Origin of the sequence: Streptomyces sp. DSM 40750 (assembly GCF_024612035.1) — a bacterium.
Classification (GTDB): domain Bacteria; phylum Actinomycetota; class Actinomycetes; order Streptomycetales; family Streptomycetaceae; genus Streptomyces.
The window spans coordinates 8,622,453-8,646,216 of the sequence record NZ_CP102513.1 but is presented as its reverse complement, the minus strand read 5'-3'; the positions used below and the strand labels follow the sequence as shown (position 1 = coordinate 8,646,216).

General features: G+C 70.9%; 23 protein-coding genes. 10 read left to right on the top strand and 13 right to left on the bottom strand.

Features of this window, described 5'->3' with window-relative positions; translation table 11 throughout:
• Both JIX55_RS38325 and JIX55_RS38320 read right to left on the bottom strand, forming a co-directional pair.
• Complete coding sequence (locus tag JIX55_RS38325; RefSeq protein ID WP_257567809.1) at positions 1-609, bottom strand: S1C family serine protease; 609 nt, start codon at positions 607-609, stop codon at positions 1-3.
• A 113-nt stretch (positions 610-722) separates the two neighbouring features.
• Complete coding sequence (locus JIX55_RS38320) at positions 723-1,595, bottom strand: LysR family transcriptional regulator (protein ID WP_257567808.1); 873 nt, start codon at positions 1,593-1,595, stop codon at positions 723-725.
• Between the two features lie 155 nt (positions 1,596-1,750).
• Between JIX55_RS38320 and JIX55_RS38315 the strand changes: the two genes are divergently transcribed.
• Positions 1,751-2,515: a CTP synthase C-terminal region-related (seleno)protein gene (locus tag JIX55_RS38315; protein ID WP_257567807.1), complete on the top strand. Its 765-nt coding sequence runs from the start codon at positions 1,751-1,753 to the stop codon at positions 2,513-2,515.
• A 39-nt stretch (positions 2,516-2,554) separates the two neighbouring features.
• Here the strand turns inward: JIX55_RS38315 and cyc2 are convergent, their stop codons facing one another.
• The 4 genes from cyc2 to JIX55_RS38295 form a co-directional block, all read right to left on the bottom strand.
• Positions 2,555-4,762 carry a germacradienol/geosmin synthase Cyc2 gene (gene cyc2, locus JIX55_RS38310; RefSeq protein WP_257567806.1) on the bottom strand — a complete coding sequence of 736 codons (2,208 nt, stop codon included), beginning with the start codon at positions 4,760-4,762 and terminating at the stop codon, positions 2,555-2,557.
• Positions 4,763-4,931: 169 nt separating this feature from the next.
• Positions 4,932-6,104, bottom strand: a complete 1,173-nt coding sequence (locus JIX55_RS38305) for a damage-control phosphatase ARMT1 family protein (RefSeq protein WP_257567805.1) — start codon at positions 6,102-6,104, stop codon at positions 4,932-4,934.
• The gene (locus JIX55_RS38300; RefSeq protein ID WP_257567804.1) at positions 6,097-6,696 is read right to left on the bottom strand and encodes a hypothetical protein; all 600 of its coding nucleotides are present in this window, start codon (positions 6,694-6,696) and stop codon (positions 6,097-6,099) included. Before JIX55_RS38300 ends, JIX55_RS38305 begins: the two co-directional genes overlap by 8 nt.
• Positions 6,697-6,814: 118 nt before the next feature.
• Positions 6,815-8,626 carry a S8 family peptidase gene (locus JIX55_RS38295; protein WP_257567803.1) on the bottom strand — a complete coding sequence of 604 codons (1,812 nt, stop codon included), beginning with the start codon at positions 8,624-8,626 and terminating at the stop codon, positions 6,815-6,817.
• A 402-nt stretch (positions 8,627-9,028) separates the two neighbouring features.
• Between JIX55_RS38295 and JIX55_RS38290 the strand changes: the two genes are divergently transcribed.
• Complete coding sequence (locus JIX55_RS38290; protein ID WP_257567802.1) at positions 9,029-10,042, top strand: lytic polysaccharide monooxygenase auxiliary activity family 9 protein; 1,014 nt, start codon at positions 9,029-9,031, stop codon at positions 10,040-10,042.
• Positions 10,043-10,090: 48 nt separating this feature from the next.
• On the opposite strand, the gene JIX55_RS38285 is transcribed toward JIX55_RS38290, so the two are convergent.
• Positions 10,091-10,744 carry a Tat pathway signal sequence domain protein gene (locus tag JIX55_RS38285; protein ID WP_257567801.1) on the bottom strand — a complete coding sequence of 218 codons (654 nt, stop codon included), beginning with the start codon at positions 10,742-10,744 and terminating at the stop codon, positions 10,091-10,093.
• 745 nt (positions 10,745-11,489) lie between these two features.
• Between JIX55_RS38285 and JIX55_RS38280 the strand changes: the two genes are divergently transcribed.
• A complete protein-coding gene (locus JIX55_RS38280; RefSeq protein ID WP_257567800.1) occupies positions 11,490-12,152 on the top strand; it encodes a DUF6230 family protein in 663 nt (220 codons plus the stop codon).
• Complete coding sequence (locus JIX55_RS38275) at positions 12,149-12,541, top strand: DUF6114 domain-containing protein (protein WP_257567799.1); 393 nt, start codon at positions 12,149-12,151, stop codon at positions 12,539-12,541. The genes JIX55_RS38280 and JIX55_RS38275 overlap by 4 nt, the downstream gene beginning before the upstream one ends.
• Before the next feature lie 88 nt (positions 12,542-12,629).
• Here JIX55_RS38275 and JIX55_RS38270 read toward each other — a convergent pair whose 3' ends face one another.
• Entirely contained in the window at positions 12,630-13,019 is a 390-nt protein-coding gene (locus tag JIX55_RS38270; protein WP_257567798.1) for a hypothetical protein, read from the bottom strand.
• A gap of 198 nt (positions 13,020-13,217) precedes the next feature.
• Between JIX55_RS38270 and JIX55_RS38265 the strand changes: the two genes are divergently transcribed.
• Entirely contained in the window at positions 13,218-14,465 is a 1,248-nt protein-coding gene (locus JIX55_RS38265) for a cytochrome P450 family protein (RefSeq protein ID WP_257567797.1), read from the top strand.
• A 76-nt stretch (positions 14,466-14,541) separates the two neighbouring features.
• Here the strand turns inward: JIX55_RS38265 and JIX55_RS38260 are convergent, their stop codons facing one another.
• The 5 genes from JIX55_RS38260 to JIX55_RS38240 are packed head-to-tail and all read right to left on the bottom strand — an operon-like array spanning position 14,542 to position 18,649.
• Positions 14,542-15,852, bottom strand: coding sequence for a cytochrome P450 (locus JIX55_RS38260; protein WP_257569616.1), 1,311 nt, complete (start codon positions 15,850-15,852; stop codon positions 14,542-14,544).
• Positions 15,853-15,902: 50 nt separating this feature from the next.
• Positions 15,903-16,505 carry a GTP-binding protein gene (locus JIX55_RS38255; protein WP_257567796.1) on the bottom strand — a complete coding sequence of 201 codons (603 nt, stop codon included), beginning with the start codon at positions 16,503-16,505 and terminating at the stop codon, positions 15,903-15,905.
• Entirely contained in the window at positions 16,483-16,878 is a 396-nt protein-coding gene (locus JIX55_RS38250) for a DUF742 domain-containing protein (RefSeq protein ID WP_257567795.1), read from the bottom strand. Before JIX55_RS38250 ends, JIX55_RS38255 begins: the two co-directional genes overlap by 23 nt.
• The gene (locus JIX55_RS38245) at positions 16,875-17,288 is read right to left on the bottom strand and encodes a roadblock/LC7 domain-containing protein (protein ID WP_257567794.1); all 414 of its coding nucleotides are present in this window, start codon (positions 17,286-17,288) and stop codon (positions 16,875-16,877) included. The genes JIX55_RS38250 and JIX55_RS38245 overlap by 4 nt, the downstream gene beginning before the upstream one ends.
• On the bottom strand, positions 17,285-18,649 hold the full coding sequence (locus JIX55_RS38240) for an ATP-binding protein (protein ID WP_257567793.1): 1,365 nt from the start codon (positions 18,647-18,649) through the stop codon (positions 17,285-17,287). The genes JIX55_RS38245 and JIX55_RS38240 overlap by 4 nt, the downstream gene beginning before the upstream one ends.
• A 363-nt stretch (positions 18,650-19,012) precedes the next feature.
• Here JIX55_RS38240 and JIX55_RS38235 point away from each other — a divergent pair, with 363 nt between their 5' ends.
• The 5 genes from JIX55_RS38235 (at position 19,013) to JIX55_RS38215 (ending at position 23,752) form a co-directional block, all read left to right on the top strand.
• On the top strand, positions 19,013-19,969 hold the full coding sequence (locus JIX55_RS38235; protein ID WP_257567792.1) for an AraC family transcriptional regulator: 957 nt from the start codon (positions 19,013-19,015) through the stop codon (positions 19,967-19,969).
• Positions 19,970-20,590: 621 nt separating this feature from the next.
• A complete protein-coding gene (locus JIX55_RS38230; RefSeq protein ID WP_443046626.1) occupies positions 20,591-22,375 on the top strand; it encodes an ATP-binding protein in 1,785 nt (594 codons plus the stop codon).
• A complete protein-coding gene (locus tag JIX55_RS38225; RefSeq protein WP_257567790.1) occupies positions 22,362-22,799 on the top strand; it encodes a roadblock/LC7 domain-containing protein in 438 nt (145 codons plus the stop codon). Before JIX55_RS38230 ends, JIX55_RS38225 begins: the two co-directional genes overlap by 14 nt.
• 4 nt (positions 22,800-22,803) lie before the next feature.
• Complete coding sequence (locus tag JIX55_RS38220) at positions 22,804-23,172, top strand: DUF742 domain-containing protein (protein ID WP_257567789.1); 369 nt, start codon at positions 22,804-22,806, stop codon at positions 23,170-23,172.
• The gene (locus tag JIX55_RS38215) at positions 23,150-23,752 is read left to right on the top strand and encodes a GTP-binding protein (RefSeq protein WP_257567788.1); all 603 of its coding nucleotides are present in this window, start codon (positions 23,150-23,152) and stop codon (positions 23,750-23,752) included. Before JIX55_RS38220 ends, JIX55_RS38215 begins: the two co-directional genes overlap by 23 nt.
• The last annotated feature ends 12 nt before the right edge of the window (positions 23,753-23,764 follow it).

Here is a 23,764-nt window from a genome sequence, read left to right as displayed (position 1 = left end):
TCAGGTGACGACCCCGGGTACGGCCGCCAGATATTGGCGGTCGCCGTTCGCGTGCCGCACCACGAGCTTCACCCCCACGCCGGGGCGCGCGGCGGCGATCGCTCGCGCGAGGTCGGCCGCCGAGCCGGTCCGGGTCGCGCCCAGGGCGAGGACGACGTCGCCGCGGACCAGGCCCGCGTTGTAACCGGGGCCGGGGACATGGACGCCGACGACGAGCGCGCCTCCGGAGGCGTCGACGGCCTCGATGCCGAGGGTGGGGTGTGCGGGCGCCGAGCCTCCCTCGCCCGGAGTTCTCGGAGGTGAGGCCAAGGCGCTGGGCTGCGCCCGGCCACTGTCTCCCGCCCCAGCCGAAGGCTCCGACGCCCCCGCCCCCGCCCCCGCCCGCGGCTCCGCGAGCCTGCTCATGCCGATCACCGTGGCGCCCATCGTGCCGAGGCCGACGCCCGACAGCACGAGGACCGTGGAGGTGATCAGGGCGAACAGCAGGGTGATCAGTCGTTGCCGGGCGCGGCGGGGTGCGGCGTGCGGGCGCCGTGCGGTGCCGGACGGGCGGCCGCCGCGGGGCTCCTGACCCGGCATGGGCTTGGGTCTCAACGCGGTCTGTTCCATGGTGTCGCCTCCGGCCGGAGACCTACCCGGCGCACTACGGCGCGACGAGCCACGAAAGAGTGAGACTGACGCTCCGTCACCTAGATCCCGTCGCCTACGTCACGTCACCCCCGTCATGTCGCCCGCGGCCCGGTCAGCTCCCGCACCAGGGCCGCCGCCCCTCCGCTCGGCATGCCGCCGTACACGAGTTCCGTGCGGTGCACGAGGCGCGGTTCGACGAGGGGGACGGCGACCGCGCCGGGGACGTCGGCGGCGAAGCCGCGGGGCAGGACGGTCAGTCCGTGTCCGGCGGCGGCGAGGGTCGTGAGGGTGCGCAGGTCAGTGCCCTCGTAGCGGAGGGCGGTGCGGACGCCACCGGTGCCGCTCGTCGCGCGGAGCCGGTCCAGCGGGAGGCCCGCGCCGGGGGCATCGAGCCAGCGGGCGTCGACGAGGTCGGCGAGGCGGAGCCCGGGGCGACGGGCGAGGGGGTGGGTGGCGGGGAGGAGCACGCAGACGGGTTCCTCCCCGACGCCACGGGTGGTCAGGGGTGCCACATCGGGGAGGCGGAGGGGGTCGCTGGGCGCGGCGAGTCCGTCGACGAGGCCGAGGTCCGCGGTGCCCGTGGCGACGGCCGCCGGGATCTCGTCGCGGGCGAGGGTCCGCAGGGTCACACCGGCGGCGGGCAGCGCGGCGATCGTACGGGGGCCGAGCGCCGTCGGAGTCACCACGAGGGTCAGCCCGTGCTCGGGTGCGGCCGCCATCCGTACGACGTCGGCGCGGGCCGCGTCGAGGCGCAGCAGCAGGGGCCCCGCGTGTTCGAGCAGCCGCTCGCCGGCGGTGGTGGGCACGACCGGGCGGCGGGTCAGCAGCGGGGCGCCGAGGTCCTGTTCGAGCGTGGCGATGTGCTGGGACACCGCGGACTGGGTGTAGCCCAGCTCACGCGCCGCCTCGGAGAAGGAGGCGAGGCGGGCCACGGTGACGTACGTACGCAGCAGATGCGGGTGCATGGCGGACAGGATCGCGCAATTCATCGGCCGGCCCACCCCTCGGCCCCTCGGTCGGCCCGACAGTCAACCCGCCGACCCGCCCATCAGCAGCGCTTATCGAGGGTACAGAAATCATCGTTGGACGTGACGTCGGGGCCGCGCCCAGGATGACGGGCATGACGAACGACGCGGCTCAGCCCGCCTCCTCCCCCGCCGCCCGGTCCGCCCGGCTCGCCCTCGTCGGCGACCGTTCCCCCGACGTCGTCTCCCACAGCCGTGTTCCGCTGCTCCTCGACGCCCTCGCCCGGCGCGACCGGCTCGTCCTCGACGCCTACTGGATCCCCTCCGAGGACGCCGCCGACGACGCGGAAGCCGTGCGGGGCTTCGACGCGGTGTGGGTGCTGCCGGGCAGCCCCTACCGCAGCGAGGCCGGTGTGCTCTCCGCGATCCGGACCGCGCGCGAGGAGGGCATCCCGTTCCTGGGCACGTGCGGCGGCTTCCAGCACGCGCTCCTGGAGTACGCCCGTCAGGTGTGCGGCCTCACCCGGGTCGCGCACGCCGAGACCGACCCCGAGGCCGAGGACTTCCTGATCGAGCCGCTCGCCTGTTCCCTGGTCGGGCACGAGGCGACGGTCGTCATCGAGCCCGGCTCGCTCGCGCAGTCCGTGATGAACGCCGAGCGGTCGGTCGAGCGGTACTTCTGCGCGTACGGTCCCACCCGTCACCTCGACGCCCTGCGCGCGCACGGTCTGCGGTTCTCCGGGCACGACGAGGACGGGCATGTGCGGATCGCCGAACTGCCCGGCCACCCCTTCTTCCTGGCCACGCTCTTCCAACCGGAGCTCGCCGGCGACGGCAGCCGCCCGCACCCGATCGTGCGGGCCTTCGCCCGGGCCGCGGTCGAGCACACGGCCCGGGCGGCGGAGAGTCAGCCGGCGTGAGCCGGCCGGGGATTCGACCGGCCTCCGCCGAGCATGGGTTCAGCCCGCGTGAACCGGCGCGAACGACAGGACCGGTGGCCGGTCCGGGACGAAGCCGTGGGCTCGGCGGGCCAGGAACTCGGGCTTGTAGCGGTCCACCTGCTGGTGCCAGTTGAGGATGCCGGACAGCCAGTTCCGCAGGTCGGTCACATAGCTGTCCATGATGGCGCGCGCTTCCTCCGACAGCCCGAAGTCGTCGTAGACGACGGGGAGTTCATGGGCGACGACATGCTCGAACTGCCGCATCCGCTGGGTCATCAGGTCATGGACCACACCGAGCGCGGTCGGGTAGTCGCAGCCGAAGAAGTTCTGCACGACGAGGATCGCGTTGTGGACCTCACCCTCGTACTCGATCTCCTTCTGGTACGAGAAGACGTCGTTGATGAGGCACGCGTAGTCGATGGCCGCGTTCTCCAGTGAGCGGACGGGGCCGCTGCGGTAGACCGCGTCCGGGATCTGCGGGCCGTGACCCATCCGGCACAGGCTGAGGGTGAGGTCGGAGCCGAAGGTGGCGCGCCGCATCTCCAGGTAGTCGACCGGGTCGGGGACGCGGTTCTGGATCTGGTTGAACACCTCCCACACCCAGCTCTCCGTCATCTTGTCGACCGACGCCTTCAGGGTGCGCCGCTCGTCGGGGGTCATCCCCGCCGTCGTACGCGCCCACAGGTCGATGAGTCCCCGTTCCATGCCGTTGACCGGGACGGGGACCTGCTCCCCCGCGACGGGCATGCAGTCGGACAGCCTGGCCGTGGTCAGGCGGGCGGCCGCGAGGTCGCGGCGGTGGCCGAAGACGAGCGGGTAGTAGTCGTCGCCGTAGGTGCCCCAGGCCAGCCAGCGGGAACTCAGGTCGAGCTGCTCGGGTGTCGCGTCCGGGTCGAGGCCGGCCGAGCAGAGCGGAAGGTCGGCGGCGGCGAGCCTCTCCTCGTCCCAGACGCCCTCACTCAGCATGCCCATCTCGTGCGTCCAGGAGATGAGCCGGGGGCGGGCGGCGTCCAGGTGCGGGCTGAGCTCCACCTTGAACGGCATGTAGAAATCCGGGAGTTGGGAGGGCCCGACCTTCTGGTACGGCACATGCATATGGGCGCGCAGCCGTTCCGCCGCGGCGGTCGCGAGCAGCGCGCCCATGTCGGCGGCGGACGTGCCGAACCCGGCCCGGGTGACCAGCGCGGGGCCGGACAGGACCGCGCCGCCGAAGTCGAGCGGGCCGCGCGAGGAGGTGGCCCCCTCGTTCATGTAGCGGCTGGACCGCATGTGCCACTCATGGCCGCCGGACTGCCAGTCCTGCAGCCCCTTCGTGTACGCCGCGACGGCGGTGACCTCGTCCGGGGTGAGGCCCTTCTCCAGGGCCAGCGCGGGTACTTCGGTGAGCGCGGTGTTCTCGAACTGGTGCAGCCGGGAGGTGAGGATGTCGTTGACGGTCTCGGCGGCCTGCTGGGTGCCGCAGCCGAAGAAGGTCTCCAGGACGAGCACGCCGTTGCTGTTCTCGCCCTCCTCCTCGACCTCCCGTTGGTACGAGAACAGGTCGTTGCGCAGATGGACCGCGTCGGAGAACGTCTCCATCAGGACCCGCAGGGGCCTCGACTCGGCGACGGCCGTCGGGACTTCGGCCGTCGCGTACTCGACGAGACCGGCGGACCAGGGGGCGCCGCCGACCTTCCGGCGCATCTCGATGTACTCGACCGGGTTGGCGATCCGGCCCTCGTTGATGTTGGACAGCTCCCACATCGACTCGTTGAGCAGATGCTCGGTGGCCACGGCGAAACGGCGGCGCCAGTCCATCGACATCGACGGCACCGTACGCGCCCAGAGGTCGGCCAGGCCCGCCTCCACCGGGTTTCGCGGCTCCGGTACGGGGGGGGAGAGGTCCAGCGGCATGAAGAGCGGGAGCCGGTCGAGGTGGGCCTTGCCACCGGCGCGGTCCTGGGAACGCTTGAAGAGCTCCAGGAAGTGGTCGTCGAAGAAGAACACCCACACGTACCAGTCGGTGATGAGCGAGAGTGCCGGGCCGTCGCAGTCGGGGTGGGTGTACGCGCACAGCAGACCGTAGTCGTGCGCGTCCAGGTCCTCCTGTTCCCATACGCCGGAGCCCTCCAGCATGCCCATCTCCCGCGCCCACTCGGAGGAGTGGGCGCGGGCCTCTTCGAGGTGGGGGTTCAGCCGTGCGGGATACGGCATGTAGAAGTGCGGGAGTTCGAACGGCTGCGTCATGGCCGGGCCCTACCCGTGGCCTTCGGCGGGCATCCGCACAGGCGCACATGATCACACCATCGCGTGAATCCGGGCCGTTTCCTCTCCGGCTGACTTTCTCGGCCTCCCGTGCGTACTGCCCTCCCCAGGTCCGCTCGCCGGTGCGCCCCTGGGAGCACAACCGCCTCGCTCAGACCCTGACCTGGATCAGTGCCCGGGTCCCGCTCGTACGCCAGCGTTGCCCCTCGGCGGCCACGAGCGCGGCCTCCGTCTCCGCGGTCAGGCCCACGATCACATCGGACTTGAGGGTGCGCAGGGCGGCGACCGGGCCGGGGAAGTAGGCCGTGACCTCCGCGAAGGGGGTGATGGGCGGCCGGAGCCGGTCGCCGACCAGACGGCGGTAGTTGAGGTCGCCCTTGAGGAGGGTCAGGCCGGCGGAGGCGAAGTCGTCGCGCAGGTCGGCCGGCATGTCCGCGTACGGCAAGGGGGCACAGGAGAAGGGATGGGCGCGGAGGATGAGGCGGCCGTCCGACAGGGCGGACCACAGGCGGTGCCCGGCGTCGGTCTCCGCGGCGACCAGATGGCGTACGGCGTCGAGGGTGTCGGCGGTGGTGGCGTCGGAGACGAAGTACGGGTACGGCTTCAGGTGCAGTACGGCACGGTCGAAGTGGCCGTGTGCGAGGAGGTGGTCGATGAGGAGGAGATCGGGGATCAGTTCGCGGCCCGCGTTGTCGGCGACCAGGCAGAGTGTTCTCCCACCGGGTCCGGAGCCCGCGCCCGTGCCGTCGCCCGTCAGCAACGACATCAGCGACGCGCTGTCGTCCGCGACCAGTTGGGAGTCGGCGGCGGTGTTCTCCTCAGCGGTCTGGATGCGGAAGCCCAGGTCCGCGCGGTTGCCCCAGAGGGAGCCGTGGAGGAGTGCCTTGAGCTGGTCGGGGAGGGGGTGTTCGGCCAGGATGCCGAGGGCGGTGAGCTCGGCGGCCGCCTCGGGGGTGTCCAGTTCCGCGAGCTTGAAGGGGCGGAACGGGTCGGTGCCCTGCCAGGGGCCGGGGCCGAAGTAGCCGACGGCACGGAGGAGTTGGCGGTAGAAGCAGCTCTCGGCGACGAGGAAGGGGAGGGAGAACCAGGACCGGCCGGCGTGGCGGCGTACGTTCCAGGTGTCCCACCAGTCGTCGTCGGCCGGTGGTTCGACGGTGCCGTGGAGGGTGTTCTCCAGCAACTCGTCGAGGGCCCGGCGTTGTCCGGGGCCGTAGGGGGTGGCGTCCTGGACCTTGCGGATCAGGGCGGGATGCCGTTCGGCGAGGACGCTGTGCGGGAAGGAGCCCGGGGTGTCGCAGCGGATCACGGGTGCGGTGTCAGGCATGGCCGGGGGTTCCTCCGGGGCCGGAGGGCATGCCGGGCGGCAGGGAGACACCCTTGACCTTGTTGTCGAGCTGCTTGCCGTAGCCGGCTTCGGTCCACACGTACTTCTTGAACTGCTCCGGCGTCAGCGGGCCCGGACAGGGGCTGCCGCCGGGGTAGAACACCGAGTCGCACGACGAGCAGTGGTGCGCGGGGCTCCACAGTCGTTCGGCGTGCGCCTCGCCGGCCAGGACGGCCCTCCGTTCACGCCTCTCGCCACGGATCACCCAGATCGTGCCGATGAACAGCAGCACGGCGAGGAGCGAACCGCCGACCGTGTAGAGCGGTTTGTCGTTCTGTACGCCGCTGTAGGCGAGGCCGACGCCGATGCCTGCCATCACCATGCCTTCGAGGAAGTGCACGACGCTGTCGGATCCCGAATGCACGCCCGGGCTCTTCTCCAGCCGGTCGGTGAGGCCGCCGCTCCGCGACTCCGGATCGGCACAGGCGTCGGCGACCGTGCGCACCGCCGGGCCCGTACCGCCACAGCCGGGACACACCGCCGCGACCGGCCCTTCGGCCCGCCCGTACGTCTCAGTCTTCTCTGTCGACATGCGCATACGCTAACGGTCGAACACACATGCGCCGGCGGCCGACCGATGCCCGCTCGCATCGATCGGCCGCCGGCAGTGGGGGGTGGCGGTCAGTGGGCCCGGCCTGTCGGCCGAGGGCTCAGAAGGTCAGCTTCCAGCTGTTGAGCCGGCCGGTGTCCTGGGCCGCGACGTCCTGGACGCGGAGCTTCCAGGTGCCGTTGGCGACCTCGCTGGAGGCGTTCACCGAGTAGGTGGTGACCAGGTTGTCGGCGGAGTCCGAGCTGGAGGCCTTGAGACGGTAGGTCGAGCCGTCGGGGGCCACCAGGTCCAGGACCAGGTCACCGCGGTAGGTGTGGGTGATGTCCACGCCGACCTGGAGGGTCGACGGCGCGTTGCCGGTGCGGCCGGTGACGGAGATCGAGGACTCGATCGCCGCGCCGTTGTCCGGGATGGAGACGGCCGTGGCGTTGGTGAAGGTGGTGCCCCCCGTGGAGCCCCCGCCGGAGCCCCCGGTCACCGCCTGCACCGTCTTGGCCGCGTCGGCGAGACCCGCGCCGCAACCGCCCGAGCAAGTACCCGGCATAGCACGCGAGTTGGTCTTGATCGCGGACTCGATCTGGGCCGGGGTCAGCGCGGAGCTCGCCGACTCCAGCAGCGCGGCGAGGCCCGCGATGTGCGGGGCGGCCATGCTGGTGCCCTGGTAGTAGTCGTACGTCTCGCTGCCCGGGCCCGAGGCGCCGGTGTTCAGCGTGGACAGGATGCCGCCCGACGTGGTGGTGCGGGTCTCGCCGCCGGGGGCCGCGATGTCGACGACCGAGCCGAAGTTGGAGTAGTACGAGCGGGAGCCGGCGCGGTTGGTGGCCGCCACCGAGATCACGTTGCTGCAGCTGGCCGGCGAGTAGTTGGCCGCGTTGGCGTTGCTGTTGCCCGCCGCGACGACGACCGTGGTGCCGCGGTTCACGGCGGCGTTGATCGCGGTCTGCGTCGCGGTGGTGCAGGCACCTCCACCGCCGAGGCTCATGTTGATGACCTTGGCGACGTTGGTGTTGGCGGGGACACCGGAGACGGTGCCGCCGGACGCCCAGGTGATGGCGTCGATGATGTCGGAGTCGTAGCCGCCGCACTTGCCGAGCACGCGCAGCGGGGAGACCTTGGCGCCGTAGGCGATACCGGCGACACCCTTGCTGTTGTTGGTGACGGCGGCGATGGTGCCGGCGACGTGCGTGCCGTGCCAGGAGGAGGTGGTGGCCGTCCAGTCGGTGGCGCACTCGCCGTCCGAGGTCCAGTCGCCCGGGTCGGCCGGGTTGCTGTCACGGCCGTTGCCGTCGTTGGAGACAGCGGTGTCGGCGATGAAGTCGTAGCCGCCGACGATGTTCGCGGCGAGGTCGGAGTGCGCGACGTAACCGGTGTCGATGACGGCGACCGTCACTCCGGTGCCGGTGACCTTGTCCCAGGCGCCCGGCAGGTTCATGCCCGCGGTGGACTCGTAGAGGTCCCACTGCTTGCTGTACTCGGTGTCGTTCGGGGTGGCCAGCGCCTTGTTCAGGCGGTCCGGGACGACATAGGCGACCTGCGGGTCGGCCTGGTACTCGGCGACGACATCGGCGACGTCGGCCTTGGTGAGGTCCTCGCCCAGGTCGACGAGGGCCGCTCCGCTGCCGAGCCGGCGCTGGAAGTCGAGGCTCTCGCCGGCCTCCTTGCCCTTGGCCACGGCGTCGGCGTCGGCGGCCTTGTTCGACTTGGCCTCGGCGGCGCCGGACTTGTAGCCGACGATCAGGCGCTCGGCGGTGGTACCGGGCGCGGCCTCGGTGGCACCGGCGGTGGCGGCATCGGCCTTGGCGGACGGGGCGGCGACGGCGACCGAGGAGGTCATGCCCGCCACCAGGGCGACGGAGACCGCGGCGACGGATATGAGCTTCCGTCCGGCGGTACGGGAGGTGGAGGTACGCAAGGGCTTCGCCTTTCGTGGCCTGCTCATGTCAGGGGAGGAGCGGCAGTGAAACGCTTCTTCTTCGAAGCGGCGGGGGGTCCAGAAAGGGTTGGCGCGAAGGCCGGCCAGGCGCGAGCCGTGCCACCAGGGGTTACCTGTGGTTCGGCTGTGCGATGACATTAGGCAAGGCGCAGGTCATCGGGATACGGGGAAAACCCTCGACCCCCGGTGAACTCCCCTACGCCGCCCGGCAGTCGGGCCCGGATGTGCCGCTTCGCCGGGTTTGCCGAGGCCGTGCCGGCGCCCGGCGCATGGCTGGATCCGACCGGTCGAACACGGTCGCGGTGTTGAACGCGGCACCCTCGGGTCCCGTACGACTCGGTGGACCGCCAGCCCCCCATCCCCATGGATCGGACGTACCGGATGCACCGCTTGTCCGCCCGCCGCACCGCCGGCCGACGCACCGCCGCCTGCCGCACCACCGGCCGACGCACCGCGGTCACGACCGCCGCCGCCACCGTCGTGGCCCCGCTGCTCCTCACCGCGGGGGCCGTCACCCCGGCCTGGGCGCACGGCGCGCCGACCGATCCGGTGAGCCGGGTGTCGGCGTGCTCGCCCGAGGGCGGCAGTCAGGGGTCGGCGGCGTGCGAGGCGGCGATCGCCGCGAACGGGGCCCCCTTCACCGCGTGGGACAACATGCGGATCGCCGGGGTGAACGGGCGCGACCGGGAGGTCGTCCCGGACGGGAAGCTGTGCAGCGGAGGGCTCGCGGACTACAGGGGTCTCGACCTGGCCCGCGCCGACTGGCCCTCGACCCGCCTCTCCCCCGGCACCACACTCGACCTGACGTACCGGTCGACGATCCCGCACACCGGGACCTTCAAGCTGTTCCTGACGAAACCGGGCTACGACCCCACCGAACCGCTGAAGTGGTCCGATCTGCCCGGCAAGCCGTTCGCCTCGATCACCGACCCACCGCTGAAGAACGGCTCCTACGAGTTCTCGGCGAAGCTGCCGGCGGACCGGGCCGGGCACCATGTGCTGTACACGATCTGGCAGAACACGAGCACGGTCGACACGTACTACTCGTGCTCGGACGTGGTGTTCCCGAAGGCTAAGCAGGCCAACGCCGGGGCAGGCGGCGGGAGTTCGGAGCAGACGCCCGCCGGGAGCGAGGAGACCGCGTCCGAGAAGCCGGCGGCCGAGAGGTCCGAGCCCGCCACGACCGCGCCGACGGAGTCCACGCAGGCGCCGCCCGCCGAAGCCGCCGACGACGAGGCGCAGGCGGCCGACCCCGGCAGTCCCGTCGCCTCCACGACCGACGAGAGCGGCGCCTCCGTGCCGTTGGTGGCGGGCGGCGCCACGGCGTTGGTGCTCGCCGTGGGCACCGCCCTCTTCCTCCGCGGACGCAGGCACCGCTCTCGTATCGGCGACTGATCAGGCAGGCGATCCGGCACCGGTCGAGCAGCCGACCGGTGCCTTGCGTCAGTTGGTGTAGACCGTCGCGCCGCCCTGGGTGGCGTCCGTGACGGGCGCGTACTTCGCGGTGAAGTAGCCGGTGCTGAAGCACAGGGACGAGCCGGAGGTCTTCGTGAACGGCTGGCTGGTGAAGTTGATGCTGTTGTCGTCGTTGCTGGACGTGCCGGTGATCGCGGCCGCCTGGTAGACGCAGGTGATGCTGCCCAGCAGGGTGCGCAGCACGACGGTGGTCTGGAGGACCGAGCCCGCCGCCGGGCTGACCGTGACGACGCCGTCCGAGGTCACGGTGGTGGTGTAGGGCAGGTTGTTGACCGTGACGCCGGTGACGCCGAGCACGCCGACGACGTTGCTGGTGCAGCTGCCGAAGGTGTGGGCGTCGACCCGCTCGGTGGCCGTGCCGGGCGCGGCCGGGTTGTCGGTGACCGTGGCGGTGAAGGTCGACTCGGCGCAGGAGACGCCGCTCGTGCCCGTCGCGCTGGAGTAGAACTTGCCGGTCGTACCGGACGCCAGCGACGCGTTGAGCACGTCGCCGACCGCGACCGCGTCGCCGGCGAGGCCGCCGGTGGTGAGCACGGTGTCGGCGGCGGAGGCGGGACTGACGGCCGACACCATCAGGGCGGCGGTGGTCGCGGCGAGGGCAAGGAGGGATCGCGTACGCATGGGGGTGCCTCTTCTCAGGAAGCGAGGGCCGCAGATGACGGCCCTCGGCGGGTGCGGGTGACAGCCCTCGGAAGACGCGGGCTGCGGTGATGACGCGCGGAAGGACACCGTTCGCGCGGGGGAACGCGGCGATGCCGCACGGCGCCGAACGGTCGCTGCCGATCCGTGACACGCCTTCTCCGTACGTGACGGATCGGCAGCGACTGCCGGGGGAACGGACACGGCCCAGTGGAGGGGAAGGCGACCGTGCCCGGCACCGCGGCGAGGGGTGGTGCTGCGTCGGGCCGCGCAGTGCGTTCAGGTTGTGTCACCCCACACTTCGCCTGCGACGAGGAGTTCGGGACGGTGACATGCGCTGCGCGTCGGATCCGGCGCCACGGATCCGTGGGGGAAACCCGGGAGAGTTGTAGACCTGCGAGAGAGTCAACGTCAAGGCATTGCAAGGAAGTTGGTGATTGGCGGGGGTCGCGGCGAGGGCCGAAAACGAAGGCCTCGGGCCACAAACTCAAAGGTGAGCGATGTTCACCTTTCACAGGTGCCGCACAACCAACATCCTTTTGCCACAAGCGCCTTGACCCTTGAATGTAACCACCGGTAACTTCGCGAATGGCTACTGCGGCGTAGCAAGTAAGCCCTTGCACCCACGGGAGGTGCACTCAGGTGTGCGCCGCAACCGCTGTCCGCGCCAGGACAACGTGCCGTTGAAGCTTCATCTGCAATGACTTTGGAAGTCCAGGGAGCACACATGGCCTCGTCCTCGGACGCCACGGCGTCCACCAACGAAAGACCCGAGGGTCCCGAAGCGTCAGGCAGACGCGGGCGGGTCCGCCTGAAGCGCGCCGCCGTGATGGCGGTGCCGGCCACGGCGATCGCCGCCGGTCTGATGATTCTCACCGCGCAGGGCGCCCTGGGCGTCCAGTTCGCCATCTCCGGCATGCCGTTCGTGGTCACGGCCGACAAGCTGGAGGGTCAGGGCTTCGCCCAGTTCGGCTCGCTCGACCACATGATCGAGAACAGCCCCAACGAGGGCGACACCGGCGGTCAGGTGCTGGTCGTGACGTCGGTCGTGAAGAACGGCAAGCTGACGAACCTCTGCCAGAGCGTCGACCTCGGCGGCATCCAGCTGGTCCTCACCGCCGGCAACAAGTCCACACCGGTGAGCGTGAAGAACCTGGCGATCGACTCCGACGACATCTCGGGCGACGCCTCCTTCAACAACATCGAGATCGGCCGCGACTCCAGCACGTTCGACAAGGTCGACCAGCAGGGCCCGCCGGGGGTCTACGGCCAGCAGGCCGACTCGGTGGTCATCACCGATCTGTACCAGCACAACTACGCCGCCACCGCGGCCGTCTTCAAGCTCCCCGACCTGCACATGAGCTTCACGAGCGAGGGCTGCCCGCAGTGAGCCGGTTCCGGGAATGGAGAGGGCACCGGCCGTTCGCCGGTGGCCTGCTGCTGGTGCTGGGCGGCGCCGAGATCCTGGTGACCATGAAAGCGCCGCTTCCGGTCATCCTGAAGATCGGGATGCAGGGCCTGGCGGGTTACCTCCTGCCCTCGCTGATGATCGTGTGCGGGTCGCTGATCATCTTCAACCCCGCTCAGCGCCTGTTCTACTCCATCCTCGGGATCATGCTCTCGCTGGGCACCTGGCTCACGTCGAACATCGGCGGGTTCGTCGTGGGCCTGCTGTTGGGGGCGGTCGGCAGCGTTCTGGCCTTCGGCTGGCTGCCGGACCAGGAACCGAGGCGCTCCGCGAAACGGCGGGAAAAGCACGCCGCAGAGCTCGGCAGTTGAGGCTGTTCGGCGGGTATTGGTTGTCTGGCGTTGTTCGCGCAGTTCCCCGCGCCCCTCAAAAGCGAAGCAGGGGTGCGGGGTCCGGCGTTTACGGGGCGGCGGTGACCGCGGCCTCGGACAGGGCCGAGCGGAGGCGTTCCGTGTCGGTCCAGTAGCGGTCGTGGGAGAGCGGGACGCGCCAGTAGAGGCCGGGGCCCGAGGTGCGGCGCAGGGGTGGGACCGCCACGTGGCTGCCCCGGCCGAGGACCTGGACGTCGGCCATCCGCCACTCGGACGCGTCGCCCGGTGGGACCAGCCAGTACATGATGCCGCCGTAGCCGTCCTTGATCACGGCACCCGTCTCGTCACCGAGGGACTGCAGCGCGAGGCTGCCGAGGGCGACCGGGACGCGGATCGCGTTCCACCAGCGCCCGGCCGGCACGGTGCGTACTTCGGGGCTGTAGTAACACATCCAGCGCGGGGCCCTGCTGACAGTCATGGCACTCACCGGCTCTTCATGGGGGGTGAGGCCGATCCTAGGATCCGGTCCCGGACCCAACTTGCGAGTACGCGCAGGGAAGTTGCCGCCGTACGCAGCGCGCGGCGCGCGTGCTCGCCCGGCGACGCTACCGAGCCGTAGCGTGACCGGGCTTCTACGTTGCGCTGTTGGACTCTTTCGACCGCAGGAGGACCCCCCATGGGCCACCCCAGCCCCCTGGTGATTGACGCGACCGGCCGTGACATCCACGGTGAGGCCGCCCGTATCCGCGAGACGGGTCCGGCGACCCGGGTCGTTCTTCCAGGGCCGCACGATGTCGAGGCCTGGGCGGTGAGCAGCCCCGATCTGCTCAAGCGACTGCTCACCGATCCCCGGGTCTCGAAGGACCCGCGGCAGCACTGGCCGAGGTTCGCCGCCGGTGAGATCACCCCGGAGTGGCCGCTGTTCACCTGGGTCGCGGTGCAGAACATGTTCACCGCGTACGGCGGTGACCACAAACGGTTGCGGATCCTGGTCTCCAAGGCGCTCACGGCGCGTCGGACGGCCGCGCTGCAGCCGCGCATCGAGGAGATCACCAAGGAGCTGCTCGACCGCGTCGAGGAGGGCTTCCGGCGCGGGGAGACGGTCGACCTGCGGGAGGAGTTCTGTTACCCGCTGCCGATCCAGGTGATCAGCGAGCTGTTCGGCCTGCCCGAGGAACGGGGGCTGGTGCTGAAGGAGTTGGTGGACAAGCTGTTCGACACGTCCGCCGGGCCGGGTGAGATGACCGCCGCCTACGAGCGGATGTACGGCGTGCTCGGAGAACTCGTCGCCACCAAGCGGGAGTCGCCGGCCGACGACCTCACCAGCGGGCTGATCGCGGCCCGCGACGAGGACGACACCCGGCTCAGCGAGCAGGAACTGCTCGACACCCTGGTGCTGGTGGTCAGCGCCGGGCACGAGACCACCGTCAACCTCCTCGACCAGGCCGTGCACTCCCTGCTGACCCACCCCGAGCAGCTCGCCCACGTCCGGGAAGGACGCGCGACCTGGGACGACGTGATCGAGGAGACGCTGCGGCTCCAGGCGCCGGTGGCGAGCCTGCCGCTGCGCTACGCCGTGGAGGACCTCGACCTCGCCGAGTTCGGCGGCCCCGAGGGCGTGGTGATCGCCAAGGGCGACCCGATCCTGGCCGCGTACGCGGCCGCCGGGCGCGACCCCGAGCGGCACGGGAAGGACGCCGACGTCTTCGACGTCACCCGTGCCGACAAGGAACACCTGGCCTTCGGCCACGGGGTGCACTACTGCCTGGGCGCCCCGCTCGGCCGCCTGGAGGCCCGCATCGCGCTCCCGGCGCTCTTCGAGCGGTTCCCGTCGCTCGAACTGAGCGCCGCAGAGGAGGAGTTGGGTCACGTGGAGTCGTTCATCTCCAACGGCCACCGCCGTCTGCCCGTCCGCAAGGCCTGACGGACATCTCCCGTCCACACCGCCTGACGGACATCCCCGCGTCCGCGGCGCCCGAGGGGCGCCGCGGACGGTTCGGCTACTCCCCGCGCCACCAGGCCAGCAGCTTGGCCCAGCCGCTCTTCGGACGGCTGGGCTCCGCCGGCACCCGCGCGCCGGAGGCACCGCCGTACGGCCCCTCGGAGCGGCGCATGGGCGATACGGGTACCTCTGCCGCCGCGCCGACCACGGGCGCCGGCGGGAACGTCACGGGCAGCGCCGCGAGCGCCCGGTGGAACGGGCCCGGACGCCACTCCAACTGCCCCACCGGTACGGCGAGTTCGACGTCAGGCAGCCGGTCGAGGAGCTTCTCCACCGCCACCGACGCGATCAGCCGGGCCTCGCTCTGCGCGGGGCAGTTGTGCGGGCCCGCACTCCACGCCAGATGGGCGCGGTTGCCCGCCCGCTGATCGTTCGTCAGGGCCGGGTCGGTGTTGGCGGCGGCGAGCGAGACGACGACCGGGTCGCCGGCCTTCAGCAGCGCGCCCTCGTACATCACGTCCCGCTTCGGGTAGTGCACGGCGTAGTTGGCCATCGGCGGGTCGGTCCAGAGCACCTCGTCGAGCGCGTCCTCGACGGGGAGGCTGCCACCGGACAGATCGCCCGCGAAGCGGTCGTCGGAGAGCAGCAGGCGCAGCCCGTTGGCGATGAGGTTCTGCTGCGGCTCGGTGCCCGCGCCCATGAGAACGACGAGCGTGTGGATCATCTCCTCGTCGGTGAGCCGGGCCGGATGCAGGGTGAGCCACGAGGTCACGTCCGGCCCCGGCTTGTTCCGCTTCAGCGTGACCAGTTGGAAGAGCGTGGCGGTGAGCAGTTCGTTGGCCCGCTCGGCGTCCACCCCGTCGAAGATGGCGGACATGCCCTCGACCAGCTTCAGCCCGAGTTCGGCCGGGCAGCCGAAGAGGTGGTTGAAGACGAGCAGGGGCAGGACCTGGGCGTACTCGCCGAGGAGGTCAGCCTTGCCGGTGGGCGCGATCCGGTCGATGAGGGTGTCGGCACTGCGCTCGACATAGCCGCGCAGGGTGTTGGGTTCGACCCGGGCCAGGCTGTCGGTGATGGCGCCGCGCAGCCGCCGGTGCTCCTCGCCGTCGGAGAACAGGGCGTTGGGCCGGTACATCATCATCGGTACGACGGGGCTGTCCGGGGGGACGGTGCCGTCGTTCAGGTCGTTCCAGCGGCGCGGGTCCTTGGCGAACGTCTCCGTGCTCCGCAGCACGTGCAGGGCGGCCTCGTACGAGGTGACGAGGGTGGCCTTCACCCCGGGGGCGAGCTCCACGGGCGCGGTGGGCCCGTGCCCCCGCAGCCGCCGGTAGGCGGCGGCCGGGTCGGCGGCGAAGGCGGCGCCGTACATGGGCTCGTGGGCCGGGCAGCCCGGGGGCGGGCCGGACGGCGATGCGGGGGTCACGCGTGCTCCAGTTCGGTCTCGCGGCTGAGCAGGTACTCGACGAGGGAGATCAGTGCCCGGGTGGACGACTCCGGGTCTCGGGCGTCGCAGCGCACCAGCGGGGTCTCGTCGAGCAGGTCGAGGGCCTCGCGCACCTCGTCCAGGTCGTGCACGGGGGCGCCGTCGAAGTCGTTGACGGCGACCGCGTACGGCAGGTCCAGCTCCTCCAGGACGCCCATCACGTCGAAGGAGTGGGACAGGCGTCGGGTGTCGGCGAGGACCAGCGCGCCGAGGGCGCCGCGGGTCATGTCCTGCCAGAGCTTGGTGAAGCGCTGCTGTCCCGGGGCGCCGAACAGGTACAGCACCAGGGAGTCGTTGAGGGTGAGCCGGCCGAAGTCCATGGCGACCGTGGTGGTGGTCTTGTCGCGGGTGCCGGCGAGGTCGTCGACCAGGGCGCCGGCTTCCGTCATGACCTCCTCGGTGCGCAGCGGCCGGATCTCGGAGAGCGTGCCGACGAACGTGGTCTTACCGACGGCGAAGTGACCGACGACGAGCAGCTTGACCGCTGTCTTCACCGTCGGCCGTAGGTAGACGTCGTCAGAGGCGGGCGCGGAGCCCATCGAGGACCTCCTGAAGGATGCTGGCGTCGGACGGCCGGGCGGCCGATGGGGGTCCCCCCGCGTGAGTCCACTCGATCGTGGGGGCGGGTGCGCGGGTGACGATGTGGCCGCTGTCCATGAGGTCGGCGACCAGCACCTTGGTCACGCTGACCGGCAGCCGCAGATGGCCGGCCACCTCGGCGAGGGAGAGCGAGCCGGGCCGGCACAGCTCCATCACCCGGCGCTTCTCCGGGTTGAGGCCGGACAGCGGCAGGTCGGTGGCGGCGTTCAGCAGCGTGACCAGGTCGAGGGTGTTGCGGGTCGGATGGGCGCGGCCGTCGGTGACGACGTACGACCGCACCAGACGCCCCTCGGGCCGGCGACGGGGCGTCATGCCCTGCTGCCCGTGTCCAGCCGCGCCGGGCTGGTCAGTTCCTTGCCGAGCCGGTCGACGAGCTTGTGCATGCGGTAGGTCACCGCCTCCATGTCGACCTCGTCGCCGGTGGACACCGCGAGATAGGCGCCCTCGCCGGCCGCGACCAGGAAGACGAAGCCGTGCCCGAACTCGATCAGGGTCTGCCGCCACGGGCTGTCCGTCGAGCCGCAGAACTCGGCGGTGCTGCGGCTGATCGACTGCAGTCCGGAGAGGCCGGCCGCGAGCCGCTCGGCGTCGTCGCGGTCGATGTCGGCGGAGTGGGCGCGGAGCATGCCGTCGGCGGAGAGCAGGATGGCGTGCCGCGCCTCGGGGACCTTCAGCACGTCGTCGAGCATCCAGCCCAGCGCGTTGGTCGTGGGCTCGATCATGCGTGGGGGGTCCCTTCGTTCTCGTGGGGGGCGGACCGCGCGGAGTCGGCGGTGGAGTCGGGGACGTACTCGTCCTCGTCGAGGATGCGTCCCGCCGCGCGGCCGAAGCGGGTGCCGCGGGCGAAGGCGCCCATGATGCGGGCGTTCTCCTCGGGCGAGCGGCCGGGGACGTCGGCGGCCGTCGCGGGCTCCGGCTCGGGGGCGGTCGTCCGCTTCGGGGTGCGCCTGCGGCGCTTGGGCAGTCCGCCCTCCGTCGTGCCCTCGGTCATGCCCTCGGGGGCGCTCTCGGCGTGGGCCGGGCGGGAGGCGGGGTCGGGTGCGGGTGCGGGTGTCGGATCGATCTGTGGCTCCGGGGCGGCGGGCTCCAGGTGGGTGAGCAGCACGGCGGGCAGGAACGCGACGGCGCGGACGCCGCCGTACGGCGAGCGGGTGTCCACGGAGACGGTGAACCCATAACGCCGGGCGAGAACCCCGATGAGGGGGAAGCCGAACTGGGGCGGGTCGTCGAGGCGGGTGACGTCCACCTCGCTGCGTCCACTGAGCAGATGGGTGGCGCGGTCCACGGCGTGGGCGTCCATGCCGACACCCGCGTCGTCGATGACGACGCACGCGCCGTTGTGCACGTTCTGGACGTTGACCTCGACCGTGGTGTTGGGCTGTGAGTGCCGGGCGGCGTTGTCGAGCAGCTCGGCGATCGCGAGGACGACCGGCTCCACGGCGCGGCTCTCCACCGCGATGTCGACCTGGCCGTGCACGCGGACGCGCCGGTAGTCGCGGATGCGCGAGGTGGCGCCCCGGACGACCTCGACGAGGGGGGAGGTGGCGCGCTGCCGGCCGGGCCAGGAGCCGCACAGTACGGCGATGGCCTGGGCGCGGCGGCCGAACTGGGCGTTGGTGTGGTCGACTTCGAGGAGGTCACGCAGCACGTCGGGGTCGTCGTGCCGGTCCTGCATCTCGGAGATGGCCACCTGCTGCTCGTTGGCGAGGGCCTGGATCGAGCGCATCGACGCCTTGAGGGCGGCCTTGGCGGACTGGTCGGCGCGGGCCTGCGCGTGCTCGACGGCGCCGGAGAAGCGGGCCAGTACCTCGTCCAGGCCCTTGCCGAACTCCGTGTCGGCGAGCTGGGCGTCGAGCGGTCCGACGCCCGGCACGTCCTGGCCGGGGCGGTCCGCCAGCGCCGGCAGCCGGACCGTGACCAGATGGCGCAGCTCCTCCTCCCGGGCCCGCACGCCGTCGGCCAGAACGGCGTTCCGGCGGCGCTGCCGCCTGCTGATCCCGTGCTGGCGCAGCAGGAGTACGGCGGTGGCGAGCAGGGCCGCTGCCAGGGCCCAGGTCACCGCCTGCGGTATGGGTTCGGTCATGAAGTCCACAAGTCCTTACGTCCTCAAGTCCCCAGGCGTCCGGGTCCAGGACGCCGGGCGGGAGTTGACGGAGCGCCCGACGCTAGCCCGGCGACCGCTCGGGCACTTTCGGTGACGCGCACGGAAGTTGCCACAGGGCGCATGAGTGGCGCAAGGGGCGCGCATGAGGCGTGACACTGACCCCGGCATATTCGGCCACCTCGGCCCGAGCGGCATGGCAACCGCTTGCCACGCTAAGGTGCCCTCCGAGTCTGACCGGACGGTAACTATCTTTGATCAAGCAGAAGTTGAAGATTTTCCAGCCGGGGACCGTAAGAGATCACAAGGACGCCATCGGGGGCCCGGCACAGGGGAGGAGCAGCGTTGCCCGCGGGAAGCTACAGCGTCGAGACGCTGACCACCGAGGAGTTGGACCCGCGCGAGCGTGCCGACTTCTGGACCGAGCAGATCGGCTCGTACCAGTCCCGGATGGGCTTCAGATACGCCCAGTCGGACAACTTCCGCGGCGAGACCGTCCGTCAGCGCACTGACACGTACCAATTGGTGAAGTACCGGTCGGACGAGATCGAGTACACCCGCACACTCCGCCAGGTCCGCCAGGACCCGGACGAGGACTACCGGCTGCTGCTGCCGATGAGCGGCGAGATAGTACTGAGGCAGGACGGCGAGGAGGCCCGGCTGACCCGGGGCACCGCGGCGCTGGTCACCTTCGCCTCGCCCTTCCAGTGTCTCCAGAGCGACGCCATCGACGCGTTCATCCTCACCATCCCGGCCCGCGAGGTGGACGGCCGGCTCAACGCCAGGTCACCGGTCGCCAGCGGTCTGAACCTCTCCTCCGGCCTGGGCCGTATCGTCGGGTCGATGCTGACCGGTCTGCACGAGGAGCGGGAGCACCTCACCGACCCGGAGTTCAACGCCGTCTCCGACCGGGTCGTGGAACTGGTGTGCATGCTCGCCGTCGGCGACGACCGTCCCGACGTTCCCGGGCAGTTGGGCGAGGTGGAGGCGATGGTCCGCCGTTATGTGCGCGACCACGCGGCCGACCCGAACCTCACGGGTACGGCGGTGGCGCGCGCCCTCGGCTGGTCGCTGCGTCAGATCCAACTCGCCCTGCAGAAAGCGGGAACCACGCCCCGCGAGCTGATCCGTGAGGAGCGGCTGCGCCTCGTCCGGGACCGCTTACTGTGCGCTGAGTGCGAGCACATGACGATCACGGATCTCGCCTACTCCGCCGGCTTCTCCTCCGCGAGCGCCCTGAGCACCGCCTTCCGACGGCGCTACGGCGTCAGCCCACGGGAGATGCGCCAGAGCATACGTTGACTCAACCGCTCCTGAGAGCAGGTGAGTTCGGTAAAGGGGCCGCGCCGAGGGGACGACCCGGCGAGTAGGTTCTCACACTTGCCCCCTCCCGAAGTTCCGTTGAAGTCTAAAGCTTAGTCAAAGCATAGCCGTTGATCGATCCCGCCCGCCTCGTCGAGCCGAGCGCCCCTTCGCAAGCAGGCGCACCGCGCGTTTTCCGCCTTCTTGGTGTGAATGTTGCTGGGATTCGGCGTGCGCACCGTGTGTGACCAGGCCTCCTCCGCGGACAGCAGGACATGGCATAAGCCCAGTTGACGGGCGTCGGCACCACGGCCGAGGGGTGTGAACCCGGCGTCCGGCGCTCGGCCGGAACGGCCCCGGCCGGGTCACGGCGGGACGGAACCCCGCAGGTGGTCAGCCGCCCGCCAGCCCCTCTTTCACAGGTGGTGCGGTGCCATCGCCGTGGTGTGAAGAACTGTTGCGGCGCCGCCCCGTGAATAGACGGTAAAAAGGCGTCGCAGGCCCTTGCCGCCGCTGACGGCACTTCAGGTGACAGACCTCCCCTGAGCGTCTAGGACTGCTGGTCAGATAGTTGACGTTCTTCGCTACTCTGTCGCGTACTGGCTGATCGAGAGGACTCCGATGCCTGAACCCCCACCCTTCGCAACGACCCCGGATCATGGTCGGTCGGACACGACGACGCCCTCGCGTCGCCACCGGCACGGAAAGACCGGGGCGTCGGATTCCGCGGATTCCTCTGCGCCGCAGCCCCGGCTGACCCGACTCGCCGTACTCCCCGCCGCGGTCATGGCCGGAATCTCCACCGCCGTCACGGGCACGGTCCTGCGGCTGCAGGACGGCACGGCCGACGCCGCCACCTGGGGTGTGCTGGCGGGCGGCGCGGTCCTCGGCTGCGGCTGCCTGGCCGGTGCCGTGATGGCGGCGAAGTCCCGGGCCAGGACCGAGGCCCGGCGCGTCGAGTCGCTGCGGCAGGCCGTCACCACCGGCAACTGGGCGCTCGACGAGGACCTGACCCGCCTCAAGCGGGGCGAACAGCTGGTGTCCCGCGGGTTCGCGTACCAGGCGCCGCGCGCCGAAGACCCGTACCAGCAGCTGGAGTACGACGTCACGGCGGCGCAGCACCGGGCCAGGGAAGCCCTGATCTGGGCGGCGAGCTACTTCCAGGCCGCCTCGGACGACAACAGCGACAAGGTCGAGGTCTTCGTCAATCTCGCCCGCCGGCTGCAGTCGCTCGTCCACCGCACCATCCGTGAGCTGGACGATCTGGAGAACCAGGTCGAGGACCCGGACCTGCTCCGGCGCATCTTCGGCATCGACCACCTGGCCACCCGAATACGGCGGCACGCGGAGAACCTCGCGGTGCTCGGTGGCGCGGTCTCCCGTCGCCAGTGGACCAATCCGGTGACGCTGACCGAGGTGCTGCGGTCCTCCATCGCCGAGGTCGAGCAGTACTCCCGCGTCAAGCTGGTGCCGCCCATCGAGGGCACCCTGCGCGGCCACGCGGTCGCCGACGTCATCCACCTGCTGGCCGAACTGGTCGAGAACGCCACCATGTTCTCCCACCCGGACACCCAGATCCTCCTGCGCTCCCGCCGGGTGACCGCCGGCATCGCCATCGAGGTGGAGGACCGGGGCCTGGGCATACCCCAGGAGGACCAGGACCGGATCAACACGCTGCTCTCCGACCCGGCCCGCATCGACGTCGCCAAACTGCTCGCCGACGGCCGGATCGGTCTGTTCGTGGTCTCGTCCCTGGCCCGCCGGCACGGCATCGCGGTCCAGCTGCAGGGCAACATCTACGGCGGTGTCCAGGCGATCCTGGTGCTCCCGCAGGGACTGCTGGGTCAGGAGGAGGGGCAGGCTCCCGCCCAGGCACCGGCCCAGGTACGGCCCGCCGCGCCCCGTCCGGCACCGGCGCCCTCCTGGGAGACCCCGTCCCACTCGGCTCCGCCGGTCGCCGTACCGTCCCACGCGCACGCGGGTCCCCCGGCCGCCATCCCCGCCCAGGCCGGTCCCCCGGTCGGCGTACCGCAGCGGTCGGCCGCCCCCGCGCCGCCCCCGGCGGCCGCGCGGCACGAGCGGGCACAGCCGGTCTCCGAGGTGCGGTCCGAGTACCGCCCCTCGGGCTACGACCGTCCGTCGGCCGCCCCGCACGGGTCCGGTCCGTCCGCCAGGCCGATCCTGCCGAAGCGCCGTGCGATGGAGCATCTGGCCCCCGAGCTCCGCCACGGTCCCGCGCGTCCCGAGACCAACGAACAGGACCTGAACTTCAGCCCCGGCCTCCTGGCCGGTATCAATCGAGGCTTCGGTCTCGCCGGCGCGACCTCCGACGCGATCCCCGTCGACGACACGCGCTGGGCCCCGCCCCAACCGCAAGGAGAAGAACCCCACCATGGTGAGCGATAGCCACCCCACCGGACAGAACATCGACTGGCTGCTGGAGAACCTCAAGAAGACCGTCCCCGGTACCCGCCAGGTGCTGTTGCTCTCGTCCGACGGCTTGAGCAAGGCACATGTGGATCTGGGCGCCGACGACGCCGACCGGCTGGCCGCGATTGCCTCCGGGCTCAACTCCCTGGGCCGTTCCTTCGGTCACGACAGGGTGCTGGGCAACGGCGGCACCGTCCGCCAGGTCATCGTGGAACTGCACAACGGCATCCTCATCGTGGCCTCGGCGGGCCACGGCGCCGTGCTGGCGGTCACCGCGGACTCGTCGACGCACACCGAGACGCTCGGCTACGAGATGGGCATGCTGATCCGGGCCGTGCAGCCGTTCCTCGCCACGCCGGCCCGCCGTCCCACCATCGCACCGTCCAGCGCGGGGATGTGACGCGATGACGGACGAGATGTTCCTGGACGAGGAGGCCGGACGCTTAGTCCGGCCGTTCACCGTCAGCAACGGGCGCACTCGGCCCTCGACGCCTTTCGACCTGCTCACCCTGGTGATGGCCACCGGCATTCAGCCGAGCACCGACCTCGGCCCCGACCACGACATGGTGCTCGGCCTGTGTGTCAGGCCGGTGCCGGTGGTCGAGGTGTCCGCGCGGATGAACCTCCCGGTCGCCGTCACCAAAGTCCTGTTGTCCGACCTAGTGCAGCACGAGGCGCTCACCGCACGGGCGCCCCGTGCCGTCGAGGCGGCCTCCGCCGCCAACCGAGAAGTTTTGGAGGCGGTGCTTGATGGCCTACGCGCACGGCTCTGACCCCTTCCCGACCGCGCTCAAGATCCTCGTGGCGGGAGGGTTCGGGGTGGGCAAGACGACCTTCGTGGGGGCGGTCAGCGAGATCGCTCCACTGAGTACCGAGGAGGTCATCACCACGGCCAGCGTCCGCATGGACAGCCTCGACGGGGTGGAGGACAAGTCCACCACCACGGTGGCCATGGACTTCGGTCGTATCACCCTCGACTCGAGCCACGTCCTGTATCTGTTCGGTACACCCGGGCAGGAGCGGTTCTGGTTCATGTGGGACGAACTGTCCGACGGGGCGCTGGGCGCGGTGGTGCTCGCCGACACCCGCCGGCTCGACGCGTGCTTCCCCGCGGTGGACTTCTTCGAGGTCCGCGGCATCCCGTTCGTCGTCGGGGTGAACGAGTTCGACGGTGCGTACGAGTACTCCACCGAAGAGGTCCGCGACGCCATCGGTCTGAAGTCCAACGCACCGATCGTGTTCTGCGACGCCCGGCACTGCAGTTCCAGTACGGGCGTGCTGGTCGAACTCGTGCAGCACCTGCTCGGCATGACACCCGGCGTGGCGACGCACCAGCCACCCGTGCTCCGTTGATGTTTACTCAAC

What these genes read in the sequence shown, in the direction of transcription:
- JIX55_RS38325 (WP_257567809.1), bottom strand. Translation starts at nt 609, where the DNA reads ATGGAACAGACCGCGTTGAGACCCAAGCCCATGCCGGGTCAGGAGCCC.
- JIX55_RS38320 (WP_257567808.1), bottom strand. Translation starts at nt 1,595, where the DNA reads ATGCACCCGCATCTGCTGCGTACGTACGTCACCGTGGCCCGCCTCGCC.
- JIX55_RS38315 (WP_257567807.1), top strand. Translation starts at nt 1,751, where the DNA reads ATGACGAACGACGCGGCTCAGCCCGCCTCCTCCCCCGCCGCCCGGTCC.
- cyc2 (WP_257567806.1), bottom strand. Translation starts at nt 4,762, where the DNA reads ATGACGCAGCCGTTCGAACTCCCGCACTTCTACATGCCGTATCCCGCA.
- JIX55_RS38305 (WP_257567805.1), bottom strand. Translation starts at nt 6,104, where the DNA reads ATGCCTGACACCGCACCCGTGATCCGCTGCGACACCCCGGGCTCCTTC.
- JIX55_RS38300 (WP_257567804.1), bottom strand. Translation starts at nt 6,696, where the DNA reads ATGTCGACAGAGAAGACTGAGACGTACGGGCGGGCCGAAGGGCCGGTC.
- JIX55_RS38290 (WP_257567802.1), top strand. Translation starts at nt 9,029, where the DNA reads ATGCACCGCTTGTCCGCCCGCCGCACCGCCGGCCGACGCACCGCCGCC.
- JIX55_RS38285 (WP_257567801.1), bottom strand. Translation starts at nt 10,744, where the DNA reads ATGCGTACGCGATCCCTCCTTGCCCTCGCCGCGACCACCGCCGCCCTG.
- JIX55_RS38280 (WP_257567800.1), top strand. Translation starts at nt 11,490, where the DNA reads ATGGCCTCGTCCTCGGACGCCACGGCGTCCACCAACGAAAGACCCGAG.
- JIX55_RS38270 (WP_257567798.1), bottom strand. Translation starts at nt 13,019, where the DNA reads ATGACTGTCAGCAGGGCCCCGCGCTGGATGTGTTACTACAGCCCCGAA.
- JIX55_RS38265 (WP_257567797.1), top strand. Translation starts at nt 13,218, where the DNA reads ATGGGCCACCCCAGCCCCCTGGTGATTGACGCGACCGGCCGTGACATC.
- JIX55_RS38260 (WP_257569616.1), bottom strand. Translation starts at nt 15,852, where the DNA reads ATGTACGGCGCCGCCTTCGCCGCCGACCCGGCCGCCGCCTACCGGCGG.
- JIX55_RS38255 (WP_257567796.1), bottom strand. Translation starts at nt 16,505, where the DNA reads ATGGGCTCCGCGCCCGCCTCTGACGACGTCTACCTACGGCCGACGGTG.
- JIX55_RS38250 (WP_257567795.1), bottom strand. Translation starts at nt 16,878, where the DNA reads ATGACGCCCCGTCGCCGGCCCGAGGGGCGTCTGGTGCGGTCGTACGTC.
- JIX55_RS38245 (WP_257567794.1), bottom strand. Translation starts at nt 17,288, where the DNA reads ATGATCGAGCCCACGACCAACGCGCTGGGCTGGATGCTCGACGACGTG.
- JIX55_RS38240 (WP_257567793.1), bottom strand. Translation starts at nt 18,649, where the DNA reads ATGACCGAACCCATACCGCAGGCGGTGACCTGGGCCCTGGCAGCGGCC.
- JIX55_RS38230 (WP_443046626.1), top strand. Translation starts at nt 20,591, where the DNA reads ATGCCTGAACCCCCACCCTTCGCAACGACCCCGGATCATGGTCGGTCG.
- JIX55_RS38225 (WP_257567790.1), top strand. Translation starts at nt 22,362, where the DNA reads ATGGTGAGCGATAGCCACCCCACCGGACAGAACATCGACTGGCTGCTG.
- JIX55_RS38220 (WP_257567789.1), top strand. Translation starts at nt 22,804, where the DNA reads ATGACGGACGAGATGTTCCTGGACGAGGAGGCCGGACGCTTAGTCCGG.
- JIX55_RS38215 (WP_257567788.1), top strand. Translation starts at nt 23,150, where the DNA reads ATGGCCTACGCGCACGGCTCTGACCCCTTCCCGACCGCGCTCAAGATC.